Genomic DNA, 24,603 nt, shown 5'->3' on the forward strand with positions numbered 1-24,603 from the left:
ATCAAGCTTCATCATCCACTTCCATATGCTGAAAGATATAGAGGAAAAAGTCTTTGGAAACTTCAAAATGCCCATAACGAAGCCTAGAAGTATAGTCTTTCCATTCAGGATGTTGTCTGGCTATTTCTATGGAGCAATCTTTGACTGGTAGATAATACTCGACATCTCTTCTAAAGGGAAAGAATCCTTCAAACTGCTCTACTTGATAGGCTTTGTCATCTATAATTTTACCTACGGCCACAAAAGCCTGTAACTTATCTTGACCGTTCATATCGTATTTGGGGCTATAGTATAAAAGATAATCGCCTTTTTTCATACGGTTTAAGGGGCCGCCCTTTCCATGACAGACCTGACAAAAATTCCCCTCAACTCCTCTTAAAACATGATTCTTTGAAACAACTCCGACCCAATATCTAGGCATTTTTATCCTCCAACTCTGCTAACATGCGATTGAAACTTTCTCTATCGTTAGAAAGTTTTTCAAAAAATTCTTCATCAACCCCTTCTACTAAGGGTAAAGCTTGATTGACTTTTTCCACACCAGACTTCGTCACTAAGACCAGTTTTGCCCGACTATCCTTTGGATGTTGATCGCGTCTAATGTAGTCTTTCTTCTCTAGTAACCGGACAATCTGAGAAACCGTCATGACATCCATACCTGTGAAACGAGCAATATCAACTTGTGTTACATATTCCTCTCTATTAGTCAGAAACAAGAGCGAAGTCAAAACGATAAATTGGGGTAAAGTAAGACCAACTGATTTTAAAACTCTTTTTAAGTTGCTTTCCCATTTGTTGTAGATCTTGATGAAAAGAAGACCTGTAGACTCTGTTTCATCATTTTTGTAAATCGAATTAAACTGATAGATTGACATTTTTTCTCCTTAAATAGTAAGTATACATATTATAAAAGAATTTATTTTATTTATCAAGAAAAGGAAGCTTGGATGTTACAATTCTGTCAGACATTTTATGTTCTATATGCTATAATAAAAGCAAAACACCTAGAAAAGGAAGTCTTATGATTAAACTACTAGCCTTGGATATGGACGGAACCCTCCTCAATGAAGCCAAGGAAATCCCACAAGCCCATATTACTGCCATTCACCAAGTTATTGAAAAAGGCGTCAAATTGGTTCTCTGTACAGGTCGCCCGCTTTTCGGTGTCCTCCCCTACTATAAACAACTAGGACTTGACCTACAGAACGAGTACGTAATTGTCAATAACGGTTGCTCAACCCATCAGACCAGTGACTGGAGTCTAGTTGACTGGCAAGAACTCAGTCCAGCTGACATTGAATACCTCTATGACCTGGCTGAGAAAAGCGACGTCCAGTTGACTCTTTTCGATGAGGAACATTATTTTGTCCTCGGTGGCAAGCCTAATGAAATCGTTCAAAATGATGCCAAACTAGTCTTTTCAGACCTGACTGAAATTTCCCTTGAGGAAGCAACTAGTGGCAAGTACCGGATGTTCCAAGGCATGTTTTTGGGAACAAAAGAGCAAACAGACGATTTTGAGCAGCGGTTTTCTAAGGAACTCTGCCAAAGATTCAGCGGCGTTCGTTCGCAGCCTGTTATTTATGAAGCCATGCCGCTTGGAACGACAAAGGCTACTGCTCTTTCTCGACTAGCAGCAATTTTGAAGATTGAGCCCTCAGAAATTATGGCTATGGGCGATGCCAATAACGATATCGAAATGCTTCAGTTTGCAGGACTTGGCATTGCTATGGGAAATGCCAGCGACCATGTCAAATCCCTTGCTAATGACGTCACAGCCAGCAACGAAGAAGACGGCGTCGCGCGTGCGATTGAGAAGTATATTTTATAATTGAGAAGTCCAGTTCATGTCAACTGGGTTTTGTTTTTTTTTTAAGAATCACAAAACTTTAGAAACTCTTTAGAATTACTTGAACTTTCTTTGATTTCTATAGCTTATACTAAAGTTAGAAAAATAAATCAAAAGGAGAAAATCATGAAAACAGTACTCGAAATTCATGGACTGACCAAACAATTTGGCCAACAAGCTATTCTTCAAGATCTTAGTCTAACCATAAAAGAGGGAGATATTTATGGTCTAATTGGAAAAAATGGAGCGGGAAAAACTACTCTTATTAAAATCATTACACAACTACTGTTTGCGGACAAAGGTACAGTTTCCCTCTTTTCTAGTCAAGAACAAAATGAGTGGACCAAGGCTTTATCTCGAGTAGGTTCAGTTATCGAATCACCTGTAGCCCATAATCACTTAACAGCATACCAAAATCTGAAATATTATTGTATGATACGCCATATTCCAAATGCTGATAAAGTCATTCAAGAAACACTGGATTATGTAGGTTTGTCGGATACAGGTAAAAAAGTCTTTCGTGATTTCTCGCTAGGAATGAAACAAAGACTTGGTATCGCCATTGCCCTTCTATCCAAACCTGATTTCCTGATTCTTGATGAACCCATTAACGGTCTCGACCCAATTGGAATCAAAGAATTTCGTCTGATGATTCAACGGCTCAATCAAGAAAAAGGCATAACCATTCTCGTCTCTAGCCATATCTTATCGGAACTCTATCTCCTAGCTAATCGCTTTGGTATCTTAGATCAAGGTAAGATTATCCGTGAAATCAGCAAAGCTGAATTTGAAACACTGAGTGAGGATTATATTGTGCTTAGAACAAGCGATAAAGAAAGAGCTTGTCAGGTATTGAAAGAACAAATCCAGCTCCAGTTTAAGGTTGTAAACCCTGAAAATGAAATCCATATCTTTGGTAATGAACAAGATGTCAAACAGATTCTTAAACAACTAACTTTGGCCGATGTTGCTATTGATGAGATTTACTTTGCCCGTCAAAACCTAGAAGAATACTTCACCCAATTGGTAGAATAGGAGAAAAATCATGATACACACCATTCAAGCAGATTTTTACCGTCTTTTCCGCTCCAAAGGATTCTGGATTACAGAATTCATTCTCTTTGTACTTATGTTAATGGGTGCTACTATCGGAGCTACAGGACATCTAATGTCAGTAAATACTACACCACCAGAGACTCCAACCCATGGTTGGAATGGGATAGAAGCTCTAATCAACGCGTCCAGCAATGGTTCAAACCTCGTTTTTCTCTGCATTGTTCTAGCATGTCTAGTTCTAGGAGTTGATCTAATCGGCAAGCTCTATAAAAATAGTTTGACTGTTGGCGTTTCTCGTACAGAGTTTTTCCTTGCTAAATCCTTTGTACTAGCAAGTATCGCTCTCTTACAGCTCATCGCCAGCCTTGTGATTGCTTTTGTTCCCTCAACTCTACTAAACGGACTTGGTACGATGCCTGATGGTTTTATTACAAACCTCCTCTTAACGATTTTCCTTCAATTTCTCTGCCTCCTTGCTTGGCTTTCGATTGTTTCCTTCATTCTCTATGTGACTCATTCTTATCTTGCCGCATTTATTGGCTATCTAGTTACCTCTATCATTCTTTCTACGCCAATGCTTGTTTTCCCAGACATTGAAATTCTACGATATTTAATTCTAGATTTTGCCTATGCCATGACTGCTGATAGTCAAGCTATTCTTTATACCATAACGGTTTGCATCGCTATCATACTTTTCTTCTCTCTCAGTGGACTGACTGTTTTCAAGAAGAAAAGTTTATAAAAAGAACCTCCTCTAGGATATAGAGGAGATTTCTTCTGTTAAAAGTAAATAAAGACCGAAAACCATTCTCCATCAGTGGCTAGTTTCATACCCGCTCCAAGAAGATGAACCAATTCCTCAGTAATATAGAGACCTAAACCAGAGGATTCTTCGGTATCTGACATATTTTCAGAATAAAAACGATTGCTGAGATTGTCTATATTCTTGATAGATTTTTTGACTAGATTATCAATTTCCAAAACAAGCCTATTTTCTTCCTTTTTCAAAGAAAGTCGAGCCTTCTCCTTGCCGTGCTTGAGAACATTTCCAAGGAGGTTTTGTATAATTCGATCAAGCAAGTCCTCATCAGTCGTCGTTTTCAATCCAGGTTCAACGTTAAAATCAAGAACAATATGTGAAGTTTGAAAAACATCGTAATAGGATAATGTCTTTTTCGTTATAAAAGTTGATAAATCAAGCTCTTCCAGTTTCGGTTTGACTGCTCCTTCCATCAAATGACGGTATTCGAGGAGAGCTTCCAAACGTTTGGAAACCAAATCAAGATGATGGGCTATTTTATTTAAGGTTTCTGCACTATTATCGGGATGTTTTATTAGTTGCTGAGTATATCCTGAAGCGATTGTCAAAGGTGTCCGAATATCATGAGCGATGTTACTGATTGCCATATCTAGGGTGTGTTTTTCACGCTTCATGATTAGCTGATTTTGCTCCACTTCTTGAAATAGATTCTCAATTTGGTTATGTAGACGCAAAATGCTCTTTGAAAAGAAATTTACACCGATCCTCTTCATGCTACCAGAGCGAATCTTTTCTTCGATTTGTCTGCTTAAATCTCTAATGGCTATATGATAGCGAATCAAAGAAATCGCCAAAATGATGTTAATGAGGAGCAATATTGATATCAAAATGTAAATCATTATTTGTCTCCTTTTAATCGAACACCAACTCCCCAAATGGTTTCAATGTACTCATGATTTGGATCCAGTTGATGCAGTTTTTTACGGAGATTGCTTAGATGAGTGTTGAGCGTATTGTCTCCAGGCAGGTAACTTTCTTCCCAAATCAATTCATAGAGTTCTTCCTTGGTGAAGATTTTTTTAGGATAATGGAGCAACATTTGAAGAATCTGACACTCTTTCTTTGCAAGGCGAATGGTTTCAGTTGTGCTACTTATTTCAAAACTATCCGCATCGAACTGGATATTTTTAAAGTTTTTTACGAGGTTATCAATATCTCTTCGATCTTCTGACTGATGTTCACCACTTTGGCGTAATTGCACGGTGACTCTGGCAAAGACTTCGTCCAAATCAAAAGGTTTTACTACATAATCATTGGCGCCATCTAATAGATATTGGCTGATGAGCTTTTTATCACCCAAAGCAGTGAGCATGATGACCGGAGTCTGACTAGTTTGTCGAATAGCTTGCAAGACTTGGTCGCCATTTTTCCCAGGGAGCATGATATCTAGCAAGACGAGATCAATGCCACCTTTGTCAAATTGCATTATACCTTCTGTCCCAGAAAATGCTTGAATCACCTCGTGTTCCTCTGCAAGAAGGGTTCTTAAGATTTCCTGGATGTCATTATTATCTTCAATTACAAGTATGCTCGCCATAAACCTCGTCCTTTCTAAAACTATTATAACATGTTTTGTTAGGAATTCCAGATACAGAAAAGCTCCTCTCACATTTTAAGCAAGAAGGAGCTAATGAATATTGAATCTACTTTACCAAATAAGCAATCAAGGCTATAATCCATAGATGAGCTGGGTAGAAAATATAAAAGAAATATTTACTCCAGCTAGTTTCCTTTCCTCTCTGTCCATTATACAAGGCCATGAAAGGAAAGACGGTGATAAAGAGCCAGTCAGAATTGTAAAGCATCATTTCCAAAGTTTGGTACCAAGTGTCATAGATTTGGATAGAAGTCACTAACAAGAAGGCCCAAAGGAGTGTATAAAGGAGATTTCGCAATCCCTTGCGATTTCGACAAGAGTAACTAATTAAGAGAAATGGTAGCATGGTGATACCGCCCTCAGTAAAAAGACAACCGAAAATCAAGAGACCAGCAACCCCAATCCGACGCCACAACTTCTCTTTTTGATCCAGCTCTTTTCTTGGAAAACCAAGCCAAAGCATGGTAACACCGATGGCCAAAGTCAAGAAAATATTATTAGTAACCATTACACCCTTAGAGGCAAACAGAGTATTGAGAAGGCTATTTCCAGCAAACATGATAAGCGCTCCACTCCAGAGACGGATGAGGTAGTTTTTCAAATTTCGAGTATGGATGAATCCTTCCATAGCCATATAGGCAAACCAAACTCCCACACAACGGGTCAAGGCGTGAAAGATACCTTCCCACAAAGGAGAAACAATCCCTGTGATATGAGGGATATGGTCCAGAACCATTACTGCCGCCATCAGATACTTCAACTGTGTCGCATTCCATTGTTTCATAATAAACCTCTTTCTTTTTGATCTACATAGAGTATAGCATACATTTCCACGTATAATCGTACACCTATCTTACATTTAAAAAGCCTATCTTACATTTTTGTAAGACAGGCTTATAGCAACTATTTTTTATAAAAGAATATTATTTAATCTTATGCTTATTCATTTTTTCTTGGAAAATATCTGTAATGATTTGGCGTAATTCTTCTCTTTCCTTCTCAGGAATCTCACCACTTCTCTTGGCAACTGCATAGAGAAGTGGATGTTCGATGGAAATTCGCTTTATTGTCCGAGTTGTTGCGTGTTTTCTCACAAAAAATGGGATGCGTTTGATCCATTCCTGAGGTACTAGGGCAAGGATTTTCGCAGCGGTTTCCTTATCGCTAATTTCAGAAGTTGTCAGTCCTTGCTTTATCATTTCCTGTTCTTTTTCAGTAAAATCTTTTAATTCCATGATGCTTCTCCTAGTTAGTAAATTTCTCTATGATAGATTATATACTAATCCTGACCAAAGTACAAATAGAATAACATCAAAAAACTTAGTAGGTCTTTATTTCACTAATCATCACGCGCTACTTCTCCAACTAGCTCAAAATCTATCATATGGTAGTTTTCATCCAAGCGAATTAAGGAGAAATATTCATTCCAAAACAGGTGGTCACTGTGACTTTTCCACTGGATACCATACCATAGTTGGGTCGAATCGACAGGATGTGCAGGCGGAACTGACCATAATTTATCACCAAAGGTTGTTCGCATAGCTCCTTCTTCAATTCTAGTCAGTAAATCTACACCATTCAGCTTATAGGAGATAGCTTTTGATTTTGCTGCTTTGATACGATCTTCATCCAGCTTAAACTGGATAATTTTACAGTCCTCTAAGACAGTTTCTTTTATTTCATCTCCATATAATGCAATACTTCCAAGGATTAAACCATCTTTTCCAAGAAGATAGGGAGCATACGACACAGCATTACTATCTCGATGAAAACCTTTTTCGATAAAAATACTCTTATCAGCCTGATATTTTTTGATTTTCCCCGAAGAAAGAGCCTCATCATAATCGTTACTAAAGCTGTCATTCTCCCTGATGTAGATGTCAAAACCTTCTTTTAGAAGGTCACTCACACTTGTTTGTGTTAGCGTGATTGGCTTATCATCTATCATCAATTCTGGTGCTTTAGGTGGCAACCCTATCTGACCATAGGCTATCATAAGAAATAAAGCCACCATAAAAGAAACCACAAGTGCGATCATCGCTTTTCCCGTGCGTTTTCTAGCATTAAAAAGTGCCATAATCGGTGGTAGGATCACAATTCTTGCCAAAATAGCATTACCAGTTCCTCCCCTACTCATTATTTGCACTACAAAAACGCCAGCAATCGCAATTATCGACAAGTAAACTAGAAGTTCGCCAAGCCCCATCTTATCTGTACGAGTTTGCTCATTTACTGGCTCGTCTAAGACGGATTTCCCATTCACTACCAGCCTTTTGAGGAAGAAATACATTCCGAGTCCAATCCCCAAAAACGCTAGTCCAAGAAAAGCCAGTGATCCGATTGCAACCATTCTGCCCATCTTTATTTTCTCCTTAGTTGATACATTCAGCCTTTATTTTCTTTTTTAAAGTTCTATTCGCAATCAGTAGCACGAGTAAAAGAAAGGGGATCCCATTAAGAACAAATATGGGGAAGGCCTTAATAGCAATCCATAAAATCGTCCCTTTTTTCTCAATCCAACTACTCCCCCAATACTTAATTATATACTAAGTAATAGATAATTCTAAATGTTTACCTTTTGCTTATCTTTAATTTAAAATAATTATTATAAATTTTAATTTAGGCATCTTTAGCAACTTACAATATGATATAATTAACTATAAGAATATTAGTTAAGGACAACATAAATGAAAAATCATTTGCTCAAAAAATTAACTTCTCTATTTCACAAAAATGAGCCTTCTAACGATAATAATTTTCCCAATCCTAGTGTAAAACTTGAAAGTTTAGCTCCAATAGATTATGCTCAAATTTCTTCTGATGAATTTGAAACAGATTACTATAAAATTTATAAAGATGTATTGAATAATATAACTCAGGATAAGCATATAACAAATGTAGGAGTAACTGGAGGATATGGAACTGGAAAAAGCTCAATAATTCATAGTTATTTTAATGAATTAAAGAGCAAAACTAGTATTTATATCTCATTGGCACATTTTAATAGCTTAGCAGGAAATACTCTTCCTCCATCCCAAAATGATAAGGCAATAAATAGTCAGATAGACAATATTTTGGAAATGAAAATTGTCAACCAATTAGTAAATCAAATAGAACCTGATAAAATACCAAAAGCAAATTTTTTAGCGAAAAAAAATATCAATAATAATAAAATTATTTTTTATTCATTATCAATTATTTGTTTAATTCTTTATTTTAAATTTTTATTACCACTTATAACTGAAAAAATTACATACAGCATCCAAATTTTCCCACCTAATCTTGAATTTATTGATTACATTCTCATCATTATATCTATCATAGCTATTATTAGCTTATATTACCTTTTATCAAATGTAATTAAGAAGATAGTACATAAAGGAAATTGGTCAAAACTGACAATAAATACAATGGGAATTAATGTAAACATGGAAAATAGAGACTTTTCTACAGTCTCATATTTTGATAATTTTCTATCTGATGTTATTTATCTTTTTGATGAATCTGAGGCAGAATTTGTAATTTTTGAAGACCTAGATAGATTTAACGACCATTCAATATTCGAAAAATTAAGAGAAATTAACTTAATGGTTAATCAAAGGAGAAATTCTGCAAAGCGAAAGAAAATAAAGAAAATCATGTTTTTCTATGTAATAAGTGATGAAGTATTTTCTGAAAAAAATGTCGATCCTGCAAATAACAGTAAAAATATTTCAGCAACAGAAAAAACAAAATTTTTTGATGTAATTATTCCAACTATCCCTATTGTCAACAATACAAATTCATTTGATTATCTAAAATCAAGGTTGCTAGATGACCTAGCAATTACGGATAAAAATGATTTCGAAACTTTTTTATATCAAGTTTCCATATTTATTGATGACCTCAGAGTTCTTAAAAATATAGTAAACGAATTTAAAATTTACAAAGAAATTCATAAAAATAATATTAAAATAGATTACAAACAACTACTTGCACTGATAATCTATAAAACACTAGACTCCAGTGATTTTAATGACCTAGTTAAATCTAAAGGAGACTTATATACTCAAATAAAAAATTCATTGGAGGATAATGATGAGTGAGATAGCAAAATTTTTGATAAAAAATAATCTTATTAATGAAACATATACAGATTACTTAGTTAGACAATCTAAAAATGGTCTTCGTAAAGAGGAAAAAAATTTTTTAGTGTCTGTATTATTAAAGGATAGCGAGGAATTAAAAAAAATAAAAGTTCTTAAACAGGATAAAATTTATGAAATATTCTTAAAATTATCCGATCATCACTTTTCTGTTGATAATTTTTTTAATGAAGCAATTTATGATTATTTTAATAAAGCATTTGCTGATAACAATGAGATTAATATTAAGGGTATAGAAGGCTACTTTAAAAAGATTATCTTCTTGCAAGATACAATTGACCCACAAAAAATTAGACTAAATTTGAATAGCATTTCTAGAATACTTTATCAGAAATTAGTCTATCCAAATGAAGATCATCTTTTCACCAAAATGAAGAGCTATGTTTTAGAGAGTCAAATAAGCAATAATATAAATGAGGATGTAAAATTACTACTATTAATTCTAGATAAAAAAACAAGTTCAGATTTTAGCTTCGATTTAGATTTTGCTATTAAAACTCTTCTTGAAAGAATACAGAATATTTCCGAGGAAACAGTTAAACAGACTCTAGAAAAGAAACTATTAGATTTAATTGATAAAAAAATAAATAATATAGATAATATATACAGAATATTTAATCAAACTAATTTCAATAAACTTAGTATAGATCGAAAAAAATTTTACAAGACTTTGTGTGAGAAGGATAAGATTCATTTTAATGAAATTACATTTTTATCTACTCTATCTATTTTAGAAGATAAACAATTGGATAGCTACGAAGATATTTATGATAAATTAAATACTAAAGAGGCTAAAAATTATATACTAAGAAATCTTCATACTACAGAATTTATTTTTGATTATGTAAATGATGATTCCCAATATGAATCGGATATCTCATACCTTACTTCTAATATTAGTTCTTTTAAATCTATAATGGGGGCTTACAAGAATCAAGAATATACAAAAGATACAAGAATTTCGTTTAAACTTTTCAATCCTCATATTTTATGGGAAGAACTAACAAATGTTGCAAGTGATATTTCTAAAAATTTTTATAGGGAAATATTTAACACGTTAGATAAAGATTTTATAACTGAACAACTGAATAACTCTTCCATTCCTTTAAGATCCTTTAAAAATCTACTCGAAAACTACAAGAATTCATTTTTAAATAAAATTAACATTGAAGGTTTAAAGAATGAAGAAATGAAGTCTCTGATTCAAAATTCAAAGAAGACGGATAAAAGAAGAAAAAACGAGATTAGAAAAAATGAACTAAAAAAATACATCAATCAACATTCTAAAATTTATGAAATTGATAAGAGCATCATTAACCGATATCCAATACAAGACTTACTGGACATAAAAGACTCAATAAAAAACATCGAATTATATATAGAGATTCTGAACATGAGAAAATATTCTGCTGGAAATATTAAGAATAGATTAGCAATAGAAAAATTAATAACTGAATTGAAGACTAAATTATCAAATACCTATAACCATGAGAGATACTTTTCTCAATAGATTACAAATCCTTTTGGCAAAATCACCAGTTGCTGCTCCAATTCTTGGCAATGACTTTCTAGCGATACGGACTCACTATCTACAAGATAGTTTTTAGTTGATTGGTTAAAAACAGCTCGGACCTTTTGTCCATCATAATTCCATTCTAGAGCTAGCACATCAGGCTTGATTTCTTTCAGCTTGTAGGTTCCATGTTGGATAATGTCTGAAACACTCTTGCGAAGCTGAATCAATTTCTTCATGAAATTAAGCATCTCATTGCTTTCGGAAACACGTTCCCAAGGCATAGCACGACGACAATCTGGGTCTGGCCCTCCGTCTAACTCTAACTCGGTTCCATAGTAGAAACACGGTGTTCCTCTTTGTAAAAAGAAGCAGGCTAAGGCAGACTTAACAAGTTGGCTATCTCCCTTGGCAGTAGCCAAAATGCGCTCTGTATCGTGCGAATCCAGCAGATTGAACATCACTTCCGAAATCTGCTGTCTATAGTACATAGATTGGCTATTGATTTCATCGATAAATTGACTGGTCTTCTTAACCCCTCGCAAGAAATAATCCTTGATACTATCAGACAGAGGATAGTTCATAACTGCGTGGAATTCATCGCCATTTAACCAAGGCTGGGAGGTGTGCCAGACCTCTCCAAGAATATAAAGGTCGGGCTTTTTAGCCAAGACAGCCTTACGGAAATCTCGCCAAAATTGGTGGTCGACTTCATTCGCAACATCTAGGCGCCAAGCATCGATATCAAACTCTTCAATCCAGTAGGTCGCAACGCTCAACAAATAGTCTCTCACTTGAGGATTTGCCGTATTGAGCTTGGGCATATAGCTCTCAAAGGCAAAGGTGTGGTAGGATAGTTCTCTTTTATTAACAAGATTTTCTTTAACGACTGGAAAGTCTTGAATATGGAACCAGTCTTTATAAATAGAATCTTCACCATGTTTGAGAACATCCTGCCACTGTGGAGATTGGTCTCCGATATGATTGAAAACAGCGTCCAGCATGATTTTCATGCCTCTCTGATGGGCTTGATCCACCAGTTGACGGAAGGTTTTCTTGTCTCCAAAATGACGGTCAATTTCGAAATAATCCGTCGTGTTGTACTTGTGATTGCTTGGAGATTCAAAGATGGGACAAAGATAAAGCCCAGTAATTCCTAAGTCTTGTAAGTAATCCAGATGATCAATGATGCCTTGTAAATCACCACCAAAGAAATCGCTCGTCTTTGGTTTGATAGAGGAATCCCAAGTTAGAGCTCCTTCTGGTGAAATCTCAGGATTGCCATTGGCAAAGCGCTCTGGGAAAATCTGGTACCATACCGTCTCTGCTACCCAGTCAGGAACATGGCAAGCATCAATCTCATGGATATACGGAATTTTGAAGCCGTTTCCCTCATAATGAAGGTTGTTTACTGTATTTTCAACACATCCCTTATCACCATACAAAATACCTTGACCATGCTTATCTTTGAGTTCAAAGAGATACTGAAGTCTCGCATAGCCAACTGAAATTTCCGCTTGCCAGTAATCAAATAAGGCATCAGAAGTTACTTTGTGCATTGCCTCACTTGCTTCATAATGGTCCTCTAAAAAGATAAAAGGATCTCCATAATGCAAGTTGATGCTTTCAATATCATCTTTCTTGGTCCGGATACGAATATGCATTGTCTTGTCTTTATAAAGATAAGCATACTCCGACTCTGGTCTGTGGTAAATGGCTGTTAATTCCATTGTTCTGTCTCCTAGTTTACTTTCATTCATCTTATTGCGCAAACGTTTTCATAATTGTGATTCTAGTATACTACTTTCGTATTTTATTTGCAAGGCTTGTTCGTAGTTCCGAGCGGTTTGATTTTGAGAATAAAAAAAGCAGTAAGTCTTAATACCTACTACTTTCTGATTGATGATTTACAAATGTCTTTCCAGCCACTCTATCTTTTTAAAATCCTTATTATTGTTGTGGTTATTTCGATAAGAATCTTGGGAAGAAGCCTTGTAAATACTTAAATACTGTTCTAGATTTGGAACACGAAAAGTGATGTCATCGAGATGAATCAGCTCAATATCAGATTCCGATACATCCGCAAAATCAGGTAAGGAATCGATACTTCCAAATTCAACACTCACGCCATCTTTTTGGAATTCGTGCTCGTGAATGTCTACCAAGGTATAGCCTAAGCGGTTCATCACTTTCAATATCTTGTCCCAGTCATAAATCCTGAGATGATCAGGCGCTTCCCAGCCTCTAGGATCTCCAGGAACATGAATATCAATGTCAGACGGCTGCCATTCTTCATTTGAACGGTATTCAAAACCCAAAGAGCCCATGAGTATTGGTATGATTCCGACTCGGTTTAAATGAGAACAAATTACTCGAAATTCATCAAATAGAGAATTCATTCCTCCTCCAATCGTTGATATAAAACTTAAAAGATAAACTAGTTTTCCTTCTACTCTTTCGGTTGTGAAAAGACTTCAATATGCTGGCCTAGTACCTTAATCTCTACAGGTAGGTTATCCGACTTATCGCCGTCAACATCTGACTCCAATTCACTATCTGAAGAGATTTTAATATTACGTGCTCTGATATACTCAATATTATCATTTCCGACAACATCTCCTTTTAGTAAATCAGGAATAACGGATAATTTAGAGAATATAGAAGCATCTTTTAGAATCAAAATATTGGCATAGCCATCTTTGTCTTCTTCAAAGATTTTCTTGTCAGCGAAGTAATTTGTCAAGAGAACCAAAACATGGCTAGCTTCACCAACATAATTTCCGTTTTCTGTCTCAACCTTAATGTTAAAGACCTGATCCGTCATCACAGACTTCATGGTATTTACAGCATAGGCTAAAATACCGAATTTTGTCTTGTCCTCGATCTCCACATTGTGAATCGCCTCAGGCAGAGAACCGATACTAAAAATATAACCAAAATAGTTGTCATTCGCTTTACCGATATCAATCTTATTGGTTAAGTTAAAATCGAGTTCATCAATCGCGCCATCGATGTCTTGATTGATTTCCAAAAGTTTTGTAATGAGGTTACCCGTACCGCCTGGGATAATACCCAACTTAGGAACGTATTCTCTCTCAGCAATACCTGAAATAACTTCATTGACCGTCCCGTCTCCACCAAAAACAACCACTGCATCGTACTGCTCACGAGACGCTTCCTCAGCAAAGAGTGTTGCATCCAGTGCTTTTTCGGTAATTTTGGTTTCCACATGCTCAAAATAATCTTTTGCTTTATTCTCCAGCTTGACCTTATAATCCAAAGCCTTTTCCCCACCAGAGGTAGGGTTGATAATTAACATTGCTTTTTTCATTGATTTTCTCCTTAATTTTTAAATAGAAATGTTAGTGTAACTACATCAGTCATTACATATAATGCTATTATATAATGAAACCTCAGAAAATAGAAATCAGACGTACTGGAGATTAAGAGAATCAGTTCTAAAAAAGGTTGGATATGCTGAAAATGATAAATACCTTCTAGTTTATTCTTTTACCAATCGATTAAAATCAACCAAATATAAAATTCCAGCAATAAGAGCAAAAATTGCTGAAAAAATTGAAAGGAAGGGGATAAAACCTGTGATAGATGCAACTAAAAGAAACAAAAAGCTTTTCTTACGACCATTTGATTCTTTTCTATAAATGAAAATTGCAAGTATGGAACAAACAAGAAATATAAAACTAATTAAATTTACTGAAAAAGCCCATGCTGGTTTATCAACAAAATGAAGAACCCCATTGATAAATCTTATCTCCCATCTATAGAAAAATGCAAATGCAATTATGGGAGAGCACGTTAAAGCAAAAATTCCATTAAAAAAAAATAAACTGTTTGATTTCATATTCAATCCTTTTCTGTACTTATTCATCGCTAATTAATAGATTCACTTTTTAAAAATTCTTTAGCCTTCTGGACGATATAGAGCTGTTCATCTTCTTGAGCGAGTTTTCTAAACAACTCATTTGCCCTGGTCATATCTCCTTTTAATTTAGAGTTCAAGGCTTGATAGTAAGTGATTTCCAATTGTTGATATTTAAATTCGTTTTCCAAGTCTTCAAAGTAATCATCGGATTGATGAGCAATTGTTAAATCGTATAGAGCAAGACTCACGTTTTTTGTTCTCTCAGCTAGAGTTGGATCTGATATGGACATTTTATTTAATATAAGATCAAGCTGGTCCCTGGTCAGGTTAGGATTTGCAAGAACTGTCGAACGAATGAGGTAACTCTCTAAGAAATCCCTGTATTTTGGCTTCAGTTTTTGATCAGTCATTGCTTCAGAAGCCTCCTTAATGGCAGCATCGAAATCACCAATCATATAGGAATACCCAACAGATGTTAGCGTCACATCCAATTTTATAAGAGCTCTTTTTGCACTTTTGTTCAACTCAATGTATTGCTGCCATGATAGTAAATCTAAGTCCATATGCAGTAACTTAGTACCACTCCTTAAATACCCTCTTCTGATTAGTGCTATGAAAAGAAATAAGAGTGCATTTATGAATAAAATACAAAAGGTTTGAATAGTCCTATCTTTCACCATCCAAGCTATAAAAAGACTGAGAAGAACAGCCAAAACAATCACGACTTGTCTATAAAATCCATATTTCTTGCGTATTTCTAAATAATTCATTTTTACTCCTTTTCTAAATTACAATGTGGCATTACGAGAGAAGTTCTGAACCTTAAATGAGTCATTGAGCAACATAAACACTTTCTTCGCTATTACATAATTTTTTCTGATAAAATAGCCCAATGTGACATGCAAAAGAGGATCATAAAACAGATTTCATCTTAACTTATAACTTCTCTATTCTATCAAAAATAATCTCTTGCTTTTCGACACATTCTCGGAGTGGTGACATGCCTAAAATCACTGTAAAAAGTCCCAATAATAGAATACTATTAATAACAAGTAGGGCTCCCTCTGTTCCATTAACTGTATATAGATAAAATGCAAAACATCCAAGAGTCGGAACAAAGATAAAAGGAAGAAGTTTGTAATGTTTTAATTGACGTTTATTTCCAACTGGTTTAAAGGTTATTTGATAGTTTGAAACTTTATTCTCAAGTCTTTTTTGGACGCTATGACGAGCTCTTATGGCAATGAACCAGAAAGCAAGATAAGCTAGGAAGATGAATAGGCCATATAAGCCTATCTTTAAAGGAAGGTTGTGACTAATCCCATTGTTTCTAAAAAAATTTGTCACAAGCCGATAGCCAGAGCCCCCTATTGCTGTACCAATTGCAATCCCAATTGATTTACTCATAGTTGGAGCTACACTCTCAAAACGCATATCTCTTTTATCTAACTTTTGCATTTTTGCAGTAATTTCATCGGGAAGAGAACCCCAGAAATAGGATTTTGGTCTAACAGTCGTCAAATCTAGAATATACTTTTCTCCCTCTACTTCTACTATTTTGAAAAATACTTTATTCGTTTCTTTAAATTTTACTTTCATAGTCACCTTTAAATCCTTCTCAGAGTTAAAAAACTCTTTTCAATAACATTCCTAAATCGTTAGCCCCGTTTTTTAATAATAGTTAAACCAATTTTGACAGACATCTCTTTCGATGTTAGCTGAATTGTAATCCCATAATTTGTTTTATCTGAGTAATCTATTCTAATTTGGCACGTTGTTTCCTCTGGTAGATCATATTTGCTTTTCAGTTTCTGAAAGAGGTCAGAGTTATTTTCTGGCTGGTAGATAATTTCACTAAGCTCTGTTGTTCCGGTTCTTAACGTTCTTTTTACATTCAAGGAGTCAAAAACATCTTTTTTGACAACTAAGTTAAGAATCTCATCGTCAAATAAAGGGTCTATCTCCGAATCGTAATGCAACTTGCCATTAGAATAACTAACGGGAACCGTTTTTTTGTTTTCTCCGATTTGTATTCTATAGTCACCCTTACCATCTGCCTTGGTAATATCTAGGTCAATTTCATATCTTTTGACTTCGTCACCATTTTTTATATAGACTCTACTTTTATAAGCTTCCAGCCCATTAAAATCCTTCTGCTCTTGTTCCAAAAATTTAAACATGGAATTAAACGTTTTTTCAAACTCGTACTGTTCCTTTGTTCTATTTTGGGGAATGGTTTCGCCACCCAAACTACAGGCATTCAATGAAAACAGCGAAATTGATAAGATTACCAAGCCAGAAAGCCAGAATAAATGTTTATATTTTTTCATTTACCTCTCCCAAAAATGAAGCCTAAAACTATTATAGCACGAACATACTAGAAATAACTTTCTATAACCATTTAGATTCATTCATAAAATGCAGTTAAAGACAATTGATCTATTGATAGGAAAACTTGATAGTTTAAAAGCTTTGATCTTACTCTTATACAAAAAAGACATTCAAGAAAATCTTAAATGCCTGTATAAATAGTGTATCAAGGATATTGCTTATTAAACTTTTCCTAACCAGGATCGACATTAAGAAATCTTACTGTATAGCCATTATCGGTATATAGAAACTCTGCTTGCAACACCATATCTACTAATTCAGAATTTGAAGTCAAATCATAATCAACAGCAAACCCAGTCTGGTCATCATAATCATAAATTTCTAATTGAGAATACTCATAGGGCGGATTGAAATGACATTCCACACCATACTCATCAATCGTGTCAAAATCATTTAATTCTAATGACTTTTCAACATAACTAAAGAACTCGTTTAAATCGTCAATCTCTGATTCATCGACATAATTCATAATGTCTTCATATTTTTTCAGGTGAATAGCCTTTAAAATATTTGTGATAACCTCTATAACTTTTTCTTTTTTATACATATTAAGTAATTCCATCATTGCCACCTTTCTTCTTAACTAAACAATCATTTTCCTGCTATGAAAAGCTCCCATCGTTCAATGACATTCTTTAAAGGCTCATCTAGATAGGTATAGACTTTGTCTTTAATCCAATCAGGTATACCATAAGCAGCTTCTGCAATACTTCCTGTGATGGCAGCAAGAGTATCACTATCCCCACCAATAGAGATAGCATTTCTGATAGCATCCTCAAAGTCTGTACTTTCAAGAAAGGCAATGATAGCTTGAGGTACCGTATTCTGGCAAGTTTCATTGAAACGATAAGTAGGACGAATTTCATCTAGTGTTTGAGAAAGATTATATCCATACTCTTGTTCTATATGCTCCTTGATAAGTCTCTTGCACTCTGTAGGATTGTCATTGATTGGTTGCTCATAATCTCCGCAATAACCTCCAAAGTAATAACGACACAGAAAGATAGCATCAGTTGTCGCCATGGCTCCTTTGATACCTTCTGGATGATTATGGGTGACTTCTGCTGAAAGTCGTGCAAGCTTTCTAGTTGATGGTGTCATACCCGTTCTTGCACAAAAGCCGCAGTCCATAAGCCAAGCACAGGGAGAAACACGCATAGCAGAACCATTTCCAAAACTATAATAAGGTTCACGATTGTCATTATTGATCCAACTACTAAACCGAGCACCATAGCCCGCATCGGGATACATTTTCCCATATTTCTTCATGGCATCAATGAAGTCGTCCTTTTGTCCCCCATTCATAATTGCTTCTGCAACAGCGCAAGTCATGACCGTATCATCCGTGAAAAAACAATCCTCACGAAATAAAGGAAAATCCTTCGTTTTAATATTGTTCCATTCGTAAACCGAACCGACAATATCTCCCACAATTGCTCCTAGCATGGTATTCCTCCTTACAAACTATTGGTTGAGACTGACATTTCTACTTTTCATACTCATCTATTTTATCAGCATATTTAGTTAAAAGATTCTTTGAATAAATTTTTTCATTACTTGAATTTCTAACTTCTTTCCAAAGAATAGAAGCTACTTTTAGTTTATTCGAGTAGTTGGCACTATTTTCGTCTGCACAGAAATCCTTTAAAAACTGATTCCATTGACAAACCGAATGATCATACTTGGCATAATCTGAATTTCCATAATAAACTTTTAGCATATCTTGGATTGTGAAATTCAAATCATTTTCTTTTTTTACTTTTCTCCAAGCAGTGGCCATATTAGCAGTAAATTTAAAGGGCGAAACACCTGTTAAAGTAGAGAAATATTCTCTAAAGTTTGCATTAAAGGAGAATCCACATTCAAGTAAGGGCGTATCTAAAGTAACGACTTCTACTCGTTTCTTTTTCCTTTTTACTGATGATTTTTTAATCAAATTGCCCTTAAAGTACTGCTCAATAATATCATTGAGTTCTTGTTTTGTACCTCTATATTCAATCCCTAATGACTTGCATATCTGTGAGAGTTCATCACGATACCAATAGTATTTACTGAACTCATCAAAGGATTCGATTTTATCAAACTCAGGTCTGCTCTCTATCAATATGACACCTCCTTAAAAACAGTTTAGGTTTTCATCTCAAAATAATGGAATTTGGGCTTCTTTATTTTGAGGATTAGCAACGTTTCACTAACAAACTCACACACTCATCGGTTCGGACTTACCGTATCATCCGTGAAAAAACAATCCTCACAAAATAAAGGAAAATCCTTCGTTTTGATATTGTTCCATTCGTAAACTGAATCTACAATATCTCCAATAATTGCTCCTAGCATGGTATTCCTCCTTATGGCATATCAGATTCGTTATACATTTCTAATGAATCACTCTTTAAAAATGGCACCACCAAATCAATCCACTCATAAGGCAAGTAAGCTGATAAATAGCCGTGGTTATAGCCCTTTGCTTCATACAAAATTGTATTTGAATGTAGCTGATGAAATAATTTCGCTGATTCTTTCACACAGTTCAATTCTTTTTCACCATAGATATACAGAACCTGAGCCTTGCTAGCAGAAATCACATCTTTCAGCTTGTAACATCCCATATAGTTTTTGTAAATGGTCACCAATGTTTTGATAGGCGTCCTTGGTAAATCCTCCAAATAATAAGCTTTTATTTCCTCTGGATAAGCCAGTTTAGGATAGAGTTTATTCATCATGCTGAACTGAAGTTTGCAAGAGAATTTATTGAACATCAGTTTACCAAATAGAGACACTAGAAAGATGCTGATTTTAGCTAGCCTTGGTTGAGGAATACAGAGGCTTCCATCTATGATGGCCTTCTCAGCAATTTCACTGTCTAAAGACAAAAGCTCCATGGCAATTTGACCACCAAGTGAAACACCACCGATTGCAAACAATTTCCCACCACAGTTTGCTTTGATATAGTCTAGAATCTCCAAAGCAGAATCTTCAGTAGAAACATAATCAAGTTGATATTCCTCGCCGTGGCCATTCAAAGTGGGTAGAATAACACGGTATTCTTCTGACAAGATTCGTGCTTGACGAAGATAATTCCACCAAGAACTGCCACCACCGTGTATCAGTAAGATAGGAGGCAAATTCTTATCCCCAAATTCATGGAATTTCATGTTTAAACTCCTTACTTTAGGACCTTCACTAGCTACATCCTTGTTTAATTGGCTCGTACAAGCAAAGCTACACACTCAACGTGCGAAGATAGTCATCAAACTTCGAACTTTCCCGTGCAAGTCGGCTTTGCCTAATATTTTCAAGAATCCGCTCTTTATCAAAGGGCTTCTCTGCCACTCTCACTACATCATCCGCAAGTTTGCTTGAGAAGTGCATCACCTCACGTAGAGTCTTACTCTCAACGCTGAAGGTAGGCATGGTTCCCATACCTCCCGCAAAGGCAACTGCCTCTTTACGAATGCCAACTGGGATTCGAGTGTCTAATAATTTCTCCCCAAATTTCCCAATGACATTATTGCTCTTCGCTAGGATATTGTCAACCTTTGATCCCCATTTTTCGACATTTGCGAGAATTCTTGCTTTGGTGCTGTTCTTGGCTAACTGAATCATCTCAGCTGCCTTAGCTCCTAGTTTCGTCCCCTTCGCCATCTTACCTACAGCTGCTGGACCGACAAAAAGACTGGCAACTTCAAAGGTCAATCCTCCTACGTCATAGGCATCCATATGGGTAACTTTATCCCAGAGGGCTTTTCCTGTCTCTTGAGCACGATAAACTGCCTTAGCCGCATAGCTCGCATTGGGATCCTAGCCACGCTGAGCCGCACCTGAATCCGTCAGAGCAGTGTAAATTCCTACTCCTAACTCCGCAAGGCTAGACAGGTTATCTGCCGTTCCTTGCAAGTTACGCTTCATCCACTCTGGAGTTTTACCTCCTGTTAGGCGATTGACGCCATCAATACTGGCAATACCAATGATCTGAGTCAAATCTACAGCTCCGATGGCAGTCTCTGAAACCATACTTCCAGCTGCACCAATAAAATCTTCCGCAAACAAGAGAGAATCTTTCAAGTCCTGTGGTGGAACAGGCAGATTCCGTGTGCCCTCAACAACATCACCCCACCAGGAGGCAATCTCATTCGAGCGATCCTTCAGCCAAGCTTGGATGGGGTGATGACGGCAATAAAACTCCTAAGTTATTGTTTCATCTATAATCTACACTTGTAATAAAATTTAAATAATCTGAGGATTTTACAGAGCCATCATAAGCATAGTTATAGAGTAGTACAACTGCATTGCCTTTATTTATAGTCAGACTCTCTAATGCGTTCAATTCACACAACAACTGTTCCTCATAGGAAGCAGTGCGCAAAATAATAGATATATCGTTTGTTTCATTTGGCAAAACTGCTTTTTCAATTAAATCTTCATCTATATCATTAATATCTATCTTAAAATCGTTGAAAAAATCAGAAACAACGATCTCTCCCTCATTATCATAAGTTAGATCAATATAATTTTCTAACTCAGTTAAATTTTTGAAATTACCTATCCAAATAGATACCGTATTGTCTGTTTCCATTTTATTAAATCCTTTCTATTAGCTATGGAATTCTTAGCCCCTTAGGTAATACCTGAACTCCTCCCTCAAGACGATAATTAGCCCAGATATTTAATCTTCTCACAAACATATCATAATCTTTCGACGAATCAATAATTTCCAGCAATTCATTATGTGCTTTTGTAGAACCTAAACCACCATGGACTCCTTCAGGGTTAATAAACTTTACATCTGAAATTGCAGTACGTAACTCTCTAATTTTTTCGGCAGTTATATCCCAATACTTGAATTGCGGAGTCCTTGAAACTAAATGCCACTCATGCATTCCACCAGGATATCTTAATTGACGTTCAATTTTCTTACGTAGTTCCTTTTTCTTCCAAATAAAGTCTAACTCTTCTACCGTTAGAGAATTGAAAAATTTTTCAAAATCTCCACTTTTAACTGTTGGAATATCCTTAGCTGTTATATTTTTTATATCATCATAGAAGCGCTCTACTTTCCCAGAACCACCTACACCTCTCACTGCATCATCCGCATGTTTACTTGAGAAGTGCATCACATCACGTAGAGTCTTACTCTCAACTCTGAAGGTAGGCATGGTTCCCATACCACCCGCAAAGGCAACTGCCTCTTTACGAATGCCGACTGGGATTCGGGTATCTAATAATTTCTCCCCAAATTTCCCAATGACATTATTGCTCTTAGACAGGATATTGTCAGCCTTTGAACCCCATTTTTCGACATTTGCGAGAATTCTTGCCTTGGTACTGTTCTTGGCTAAGCTAATCATCTCAGCTGCCTTGGCTCCTAGCTTGGTACCCTTAGCCATCTTACCCACAGCCGCTGGACCAACAAAAAGACTCGCAATCTCAAAGGTCAAGCCTCCTGCATCATAGGCATCCATATGGGTGACCTTATCCCAGAGGGCTTTTCCGGTCTGCTGAGCACGATAAGCTGCCTTATCCGCATAGCTGGCATTGGGATCCTGGCCACGCTGATCCGCTCCTGGATCCGTCAGAGCAGTGTAAGTTCCTACTCCTAACTCCGCAAGGCTAGACAGGTTATCTGCCGTTCCTTGCAAGTCCCGCTTCATCCACTCTGGAGTTTGACCTCCTGTTAAGCGATTGACGCCATCAATACTGGCAATACCAATGATCTGAGTCAAATCTACAGCTCCGATGGCAGTCTCTGAAACCATACTTCCAGCTGCACCAATAAAACCTTCCGCAAACAGGAGGATATCTTTCATCCCTTGAGGAAGCGGTAGATTTCGTGTTCCCTCAACGACATCTCCCCACCAGGAATCAATCTCATTCGAGCGGTCCTTCAGCCAGGCTTGGATGGGGTGATGATGTGCCAGAATTCCTTATATGCTACGCTTAGTAATCGTATTCTGCGATACCAATAAACTCTAATGTCCCAGAACCATTGTTACTTACTTTTAATTCTTCTTTAGAATAATCAAAATCATAAATCAAAACAATTGTATTATAGGTTGATGATATTTTAGGAAACTGCATAATAATCTCTTCATCGTATGAGAAACCTTCAAGCAAAACATCAATATTATTTTCAGGAACATCAACCCAATCTTTTTCAACTAAATCTCTATCGTAGTACGACAAATGAAAGTCTGTCTCAAATTCTGAAGAAACGCTATCCCCATCCTCTTTATATGAAATTTTGAAGTATTCTTGAAATTCTTCTTGACTGGCAAAATTACCAAGCCATAACGATACTTTTTGTTTCATTTTTAATACCTTCTCAATCCTTCTGGTAAATCTAAAATTCCATTTTTCATTCTTCGACTTGCCCATTCATTTAATCTGTGTGCAAATTCCTCATAATCATATGACGAATCAATAATTTTTAATATCTCATTATGAGCTTTTGTAGAGCCCCGTCCTCCATGTACTCCACGAGGATTTATGAACTGCACATCTTCAATTAAACTTCTCATTTCTTTGATATCATCCATGGAAACTCCCCATTTTTTAAATTGAGGAGTCCGAGAAACAAGATGCCATTCATGGTAGCCACCTGGTCTTCTTATTCTATCTTCGATTTTTTTACGTAATTCTGGGATTTCCCATAATTTCTCTAGTTCTTCTGGAGCTAAATTATCAAACCACTCATTAAATTTACCATTTTTAACTGTTGGAATAATATCATCATAGAAGCGCTCCGCTTTCCCAGAACCACCTACTCCTCGTGCTACATCATCTGCATGTTTGCTTGAGAAGTGCATCACCTCACGTAGTGTCTTGCTCTCAACGCTGAAGGTAGGCATGGTTCCCATACCTCCCGCAAAGGCAACTGCCTCTTTACGAATGCCAACTGGGATTCGAGTATCTAATAATTTCTCCCCAAATTGCCTAATGACATTATTGCTCTTAGACAGGATATTGTCAACCTTTGAACCCCATTTTTCGACATTTGCGAGAACTCTTGCTTTGGTGCTGTTCTTGGCTAAGTTAATCATCTCAGCTGCCTTAGCTCCTAACTTGGTCCCCTTAGCCATCTTCCCTACAGCTGCTGGACCGACAAAAAGACTGGCAATCTCAAAGGTCAAGCCTCCTGCGTCATAGGCATCCATATGGGTAACTTTATCCCAAAGGGCTTTTCCGGTCTCTTGAGCACGATAAGCAGCCTTATCCGCATAGCTGGCATTGGGATCCTGGCCACGCTGAGCCGCACCTGGATCAGTCAGAGCAGTGTAAGTTCCTACTCCTAACTCCGCAAGGCTAGACAGGTTATCTGCCGTCCCTTTCAAGTCCCGCTTCATCCACTC

Annotated in this window: 29 protein-coding genes and 1 pseudogene; 5 read left to right on the forward strand and 25 right to left on the reverse strand. The window is 36.3% G+C overall.

Features of this window, described 5'->3' with window-relative positions:
- Position 1: 1 nt before the first annotated feature.
- Positions 2–421, reverse strand: coding sequence for an EVE domain-containing protein (locus B7705_RS04340; RefSeq protein WP_084948087.1), 420 nt, complete (start codon positions 419–421; stop codon positions 2–4).
- Positions 414–875 carry a MarR family winged helix-turn-helix transcriptional regulator gene (locus B7705_RS04345; protein ID WP_084948090.1) on the reverse strand — a complete coding sequence of 154 codons (462 nt, stop codon included), beginning with the start codon at positions 873–875 and terminating at the stop codon, positions 414–416. Before B7705_RS04345 ends, B7705_RS04340 begins: the two co-directional genes overlap by 8 nt.
- Positions 876–1,021: 146 nt before the next feature.
- Between B7705_RS04345 and B7705_RS04350 the strand changes: the two genes are divergently transcribed.
- The 3 genes from B7705_RS04350 (at position 1,022) to B7705_RS04360 (ending at position 3,647) form a co-directional block, all read left to right on the forward strand.
- Positions 1,022–1,831, forward strand: coding sequence for a Cof-type HAD-IIB family hydrolase (locus B7705_RS04350; RefSeq protein WP_084948093.1), 810 nt, complete (start codon positions 1,022–1,024; stop codon positions 1,829–1,831).
- A gap of 144 nt (positions 1,832–1,975) precedes the next feature.
- Entirely contained in the window at positions 1,976–2,884 is a 909-nt protein-coding gene (locus B7705_RS04355) for an ATP-binding cassette domain-containing protein (RefSeq protein WP_084948094.1), read from the forward strand.
- Between the two features lie 10 nt (positions 2,885–2,894).
- Entirely contained in the window at positions 2,895–3,647 is a 753-nt protein-coding gene (locus tag B7705_RS04360; RefSeq protein WP_084948097.1) for an ABC transporter permease, read from the forward strand.
- A 38-nt stretch (positions 3,648–3,685) separates the two neighbouring features.
- On the opposite strand, the gene B7705_RS04365 is transcribed toward B7705_RS04360, so the two are convergent.
- The 5 genes from B7705_RS04365 to B7705_RS04385 all read right to left on the reverse strand — a co-directional run bounded on the left by B7705_RS04365 (position 3,686) and on the right by B7705_RS04385 (position 7,681).
- Positions 3,686–4,564, reverse strand: a complete 879-nt coding sequence (locus B7705_RS04365; protein WP_084948099.1) for a sensor histidine kinase — start codon at positions 4,562–4,564, stop codon at positions 3,686–3,688.
- Positions 4,564–5,262 carry a response regulator transcription factor gene (locus B7705_RS04370; protein ID WP_084948102.1) on the reverse strand — a complete coding sequence of 233 codons (699 nt, stop codon included), beginning with the start codon at positions 5,260–5,262 and terminating at the stop codon, positions 4,564–4,566. Before B7705_RS04370 ends, B7705_RS04365 begins: the two co-directional genes overlap by 1 nt.
- Positions 5,263–5,368: 106 nt before the next feature.
- Complete coding sequence (locus B7705_RS04375) at positions 5,369–6,106, reverse strand: TraX family protein (protein ID WP_084948105.1); 738 nt, start codon at positions 6,104–6,106, stop codon at positions 5,369–5,371.
- A 139-nt stretch (positions 6,107–6,245) separates the two neighbouring features.
- Entirely contained in the window at positions 6,246–6,557 is a 312-nt protein-coding gene (locus tag B7705_RS04380) for a hypothetical protein (RefSeq protein ID WP_084948108.1), read from the reverse strand.
- A gap of 104 nt (positions 6,558–6,661) precedes the next feature.
- On the reverse strand, positions 6,662–7,681 hold the full coding sequence (locus B7705_RS04385; protein WP_084948110.1) for a hypothetical protein: 1,020 nt from the start codon (positions 7,679–7,681) through the stop codon (positions 6,662–6,664).
- 328 nt (positions 7,682–8,009) lie between these two features.
- Between B7705_RS04385 and B7705_RS04395 the strand changes: the two genes are divergently transcribed.
- Both B7705_RS04395 and B7705_RS04400 read left to right on the forward strand, forming a co-directional pair.
- Entirely contained in the window at positions 8,010–9,407 is a 1,398-nt protein-coding gene (locus B7705_RS04395) for a YobI family P-loop NTPase (protein ID WP_084948113.1), read from the forward strand.
- Positions 9,400–10,977, forward strand: a complete 1,578-nt coding sequence (locus B7705_RS04400) for a hypothetical protein (RefSeq protein WP_084948116.1) — start codon at positions 9,400–9,402, stop codon at positions 10,975–10,977. Before B7705_RS04395 ends, B7705_RS04400 begins: the two co-directional genes overlap by 8 nt.
- Here B7705_RS04400 and B7705_RS04405 read toward each other — a convergent pair.
- From B7705_RS04405 to B7705_RS09980, 18 genes and pseudogenes are all read right to left on the reverse strand, one after another.
- Positions 10,971–12,710, reverse strand: a complete 1,740-nt coding sequence (locus B7705_RS04405) for a glycoside hydrolase family 13 protein (RefSeq protein ID WP_084948118.1) — start codon at positions 12,708–12,710, stop codon at positions 10,971–10,973. The two genes, B7705_RS04400 and B7705_RS04405, sit on opposite strands and share 7 nt — an antisense overlap.
- Before the next feature lie 177 nt (positions 12,711–12,887).
- Complete coding sequence (locus B7705_RS04410) at positions 12,888–13,379, reverse strand: phosphoribosylanthranilate isomerase (RefSeq protein WP_084948121.1); 492 nt, start codon at positions 13,377–13,379, stop codon at positions 12,888–12,890.
- A 50-nt stretch (positions 13,380–13,429) separates the two neighbouring features.
- Positions 13,430–14,311: a diacylglycerol/lipid kinase family protein gene (locus B7705_RS04415; RefSeq protein ID WP_084948123.1), complete on the reverse strand. Its 882-nt coding sequence runs from the start codon at positions 14,309–14,311 to the stop codon at positions 13,430–13,432.
- A gap of 171 nt (positions 14,312–14,482) precedes the next feature.
- A complete protein-coding gene (locus tag B7705_RS04420) occupies positions 14,483–14,842 on the reverse strand; it encodes an insulin activator factor (protein WP_084948152.1) in 360 nt (119 codons plus the stop codon).
- Between the two features lie 29 nt (positions 14,843–14,871).
- Positions 14,872–15,633, reverse strand: a complete 762-nt coding sequence (locus B7705_RS04425; RefSeq protein WP_084948124.1) for a hypothetical protein — start codon at positions 15,631–15,633, stop codon at positions 14,872–14,874.
- A 166-nt stretch (positions 15,634–15,799) separates the two neighbouring features.
- Positions 15,800–16,462 (reverse strand): DUF443 domain-containing protein, encoded by a 663-nt coding sequence (locus tag B7705_RS04430; protein WP_084948126.1) that lies wholly within the window; start codon positions 16,460–16,462, stop codon positions 15,800–15,802.
- A gap of 59 nt (positions 16,463–16,521) precedes the next feature.
- A complete protein-coding gene (locus tag B7705_RS04435; protein ID WP_084948127.1) occupies positions 16,522–17,193 on the reverse strand; it encodes a hypothetical protein in 672 nt (223 codons plus the stop codon).
- A gap of 233 nt (positions 17,194–17,426) precedes the next feature.
- Positions 17,427–17,816: a DUF7668 domain-containing protein gene (locus B7705_RS04440; RefSeq protein ID WP_084948129.1), complete on the reverse strand. Its 390-nt coding sequence runs from the start codon at positions 17,814–17,816 to the stop codon at positions 17,427–17,429.
- Between the two features lie 29 nt (positions 17,817–17,845).
- The gene (locus B7705_RS04445; RefSeq protein WP_084948131.1) at positions 17,846–18,700 is read right to left on the reverse strand and encodes an ADP-ribosylglycohydrolase family protein; all 855 of its coding nucleotides are present in this window, start codon (positions 18,698–18,700) and stop codon (positions 17,846–17,848) included.
- Positions 18,701–18,740: 40 nt separating this feature from the next.
- Positions 18,741–19,358: an SAP domain-containing protein gene (locus tag B7705_RS04450; RefSeq protein WP_084948132.1), complete on the reverse strand. Its 618-nt coding sequence runs from the start codon at positions 19,356–19,358 to the stop codon at positions 18,741–18,743.
- A 104-nt stretch (positions 19,359–19,462) separates the two neighbouring features.
- A complete protein-coding gene (locus tag B7705_RS04455; protein WP_084948134.1) occupies positions 19,463–19,591 on the reverse strand; it encodes an ADP-ribosylglycohydrolase in 129 nt (42 codons plus the stop codon).
- An 11-nt stretch (positions 19,592–19,602) separates the two neighbouring features.
- On the reverse strand, positions 19,603–20,409 hold the full coding sequence (locus B7705_RS04460) for an alpha/beta hydrolase (RefSeq protein ID WP_084948136.1): 807 nt from the start codon (positions 20,407–20,409) through the stop codon (positions 19,603–19,605).
- Between the two features lie 67 nt (positions 20,410–20,476).
- Positions 20,477–20,974, reverse strand: coding sequence for a hypothetical protein (locus B7705_RS04465; RefSeq protein ID WP_204956959.1), 498 nt, complete (start codon positions 20,972–20,974; stop codon positions 20,477–20,479).
- A gap of 81 nt (positions 20,975–21,055) precedes the next feature.
- Positions 21,056–21,304 (reverse strand): hypothetical protein, encoded by a 249-nt coding sequence (locus B7705_RS04470; protein ID WP_142358226.1) that lies wholly within the window; start codon positions 21,302–21,304, stop codon positions 21,056–21,058.
- Between the two features lie 148 nt (positions 21,305–21,452).
- Complete coding sequence (locus B7705_RS04475) at positions 21,453–21,830, reverse strand: immunity 22 family protein (RefSeq protein ID WP_084948139.1); 378 nt, start codon at positions 21,828–21,830, stop codon at positions 21,453–21,455.
- A gap of 22 nt (positions 21,831–21,852) precedes the next feature.
- Positions 21,853–23,061: a hypothetical protein gene (locus B7705_RS09975; RefSeq protein ID WP_239822336.1), complete on the reverse strand. Its 1,209-nt coding sequence runs from the start codon at positions 23,059–23,061 to the stop codon at positions 21,853–21,855.
- Positions 23,062–23,191: 130 nt separating this feature from the next.
- On the reverse strand, positions 23,192–23,563 hold the full coding sequence (locus B7705_RS04485; RefSeq protein ID WP_084948141.1) for an immunity 22 family protein: 372 nt from the start codon (positions 23,561–23,563) through the stop codon (positions 23,192–23,194).
- A 2-nt stretch (positions 23,564–23,565) separates the two neighbouring features.
- Positions 23,566–24,603, reverse strand: a pseudogene (locus tag B7705_RS09980) (T7SS effector LXG polymorphic toxin); the annotation flags it as partial.

It is taken from the genome of Streptococcus oralis subsp. dentisani (assembly GCF_002096685.1).
Lineage (GTDB): Bacteria > Bacillota > Bacilli > Lactobacillales > Streptococcaceae > Streptococcus > Streptococcus oralis_AD.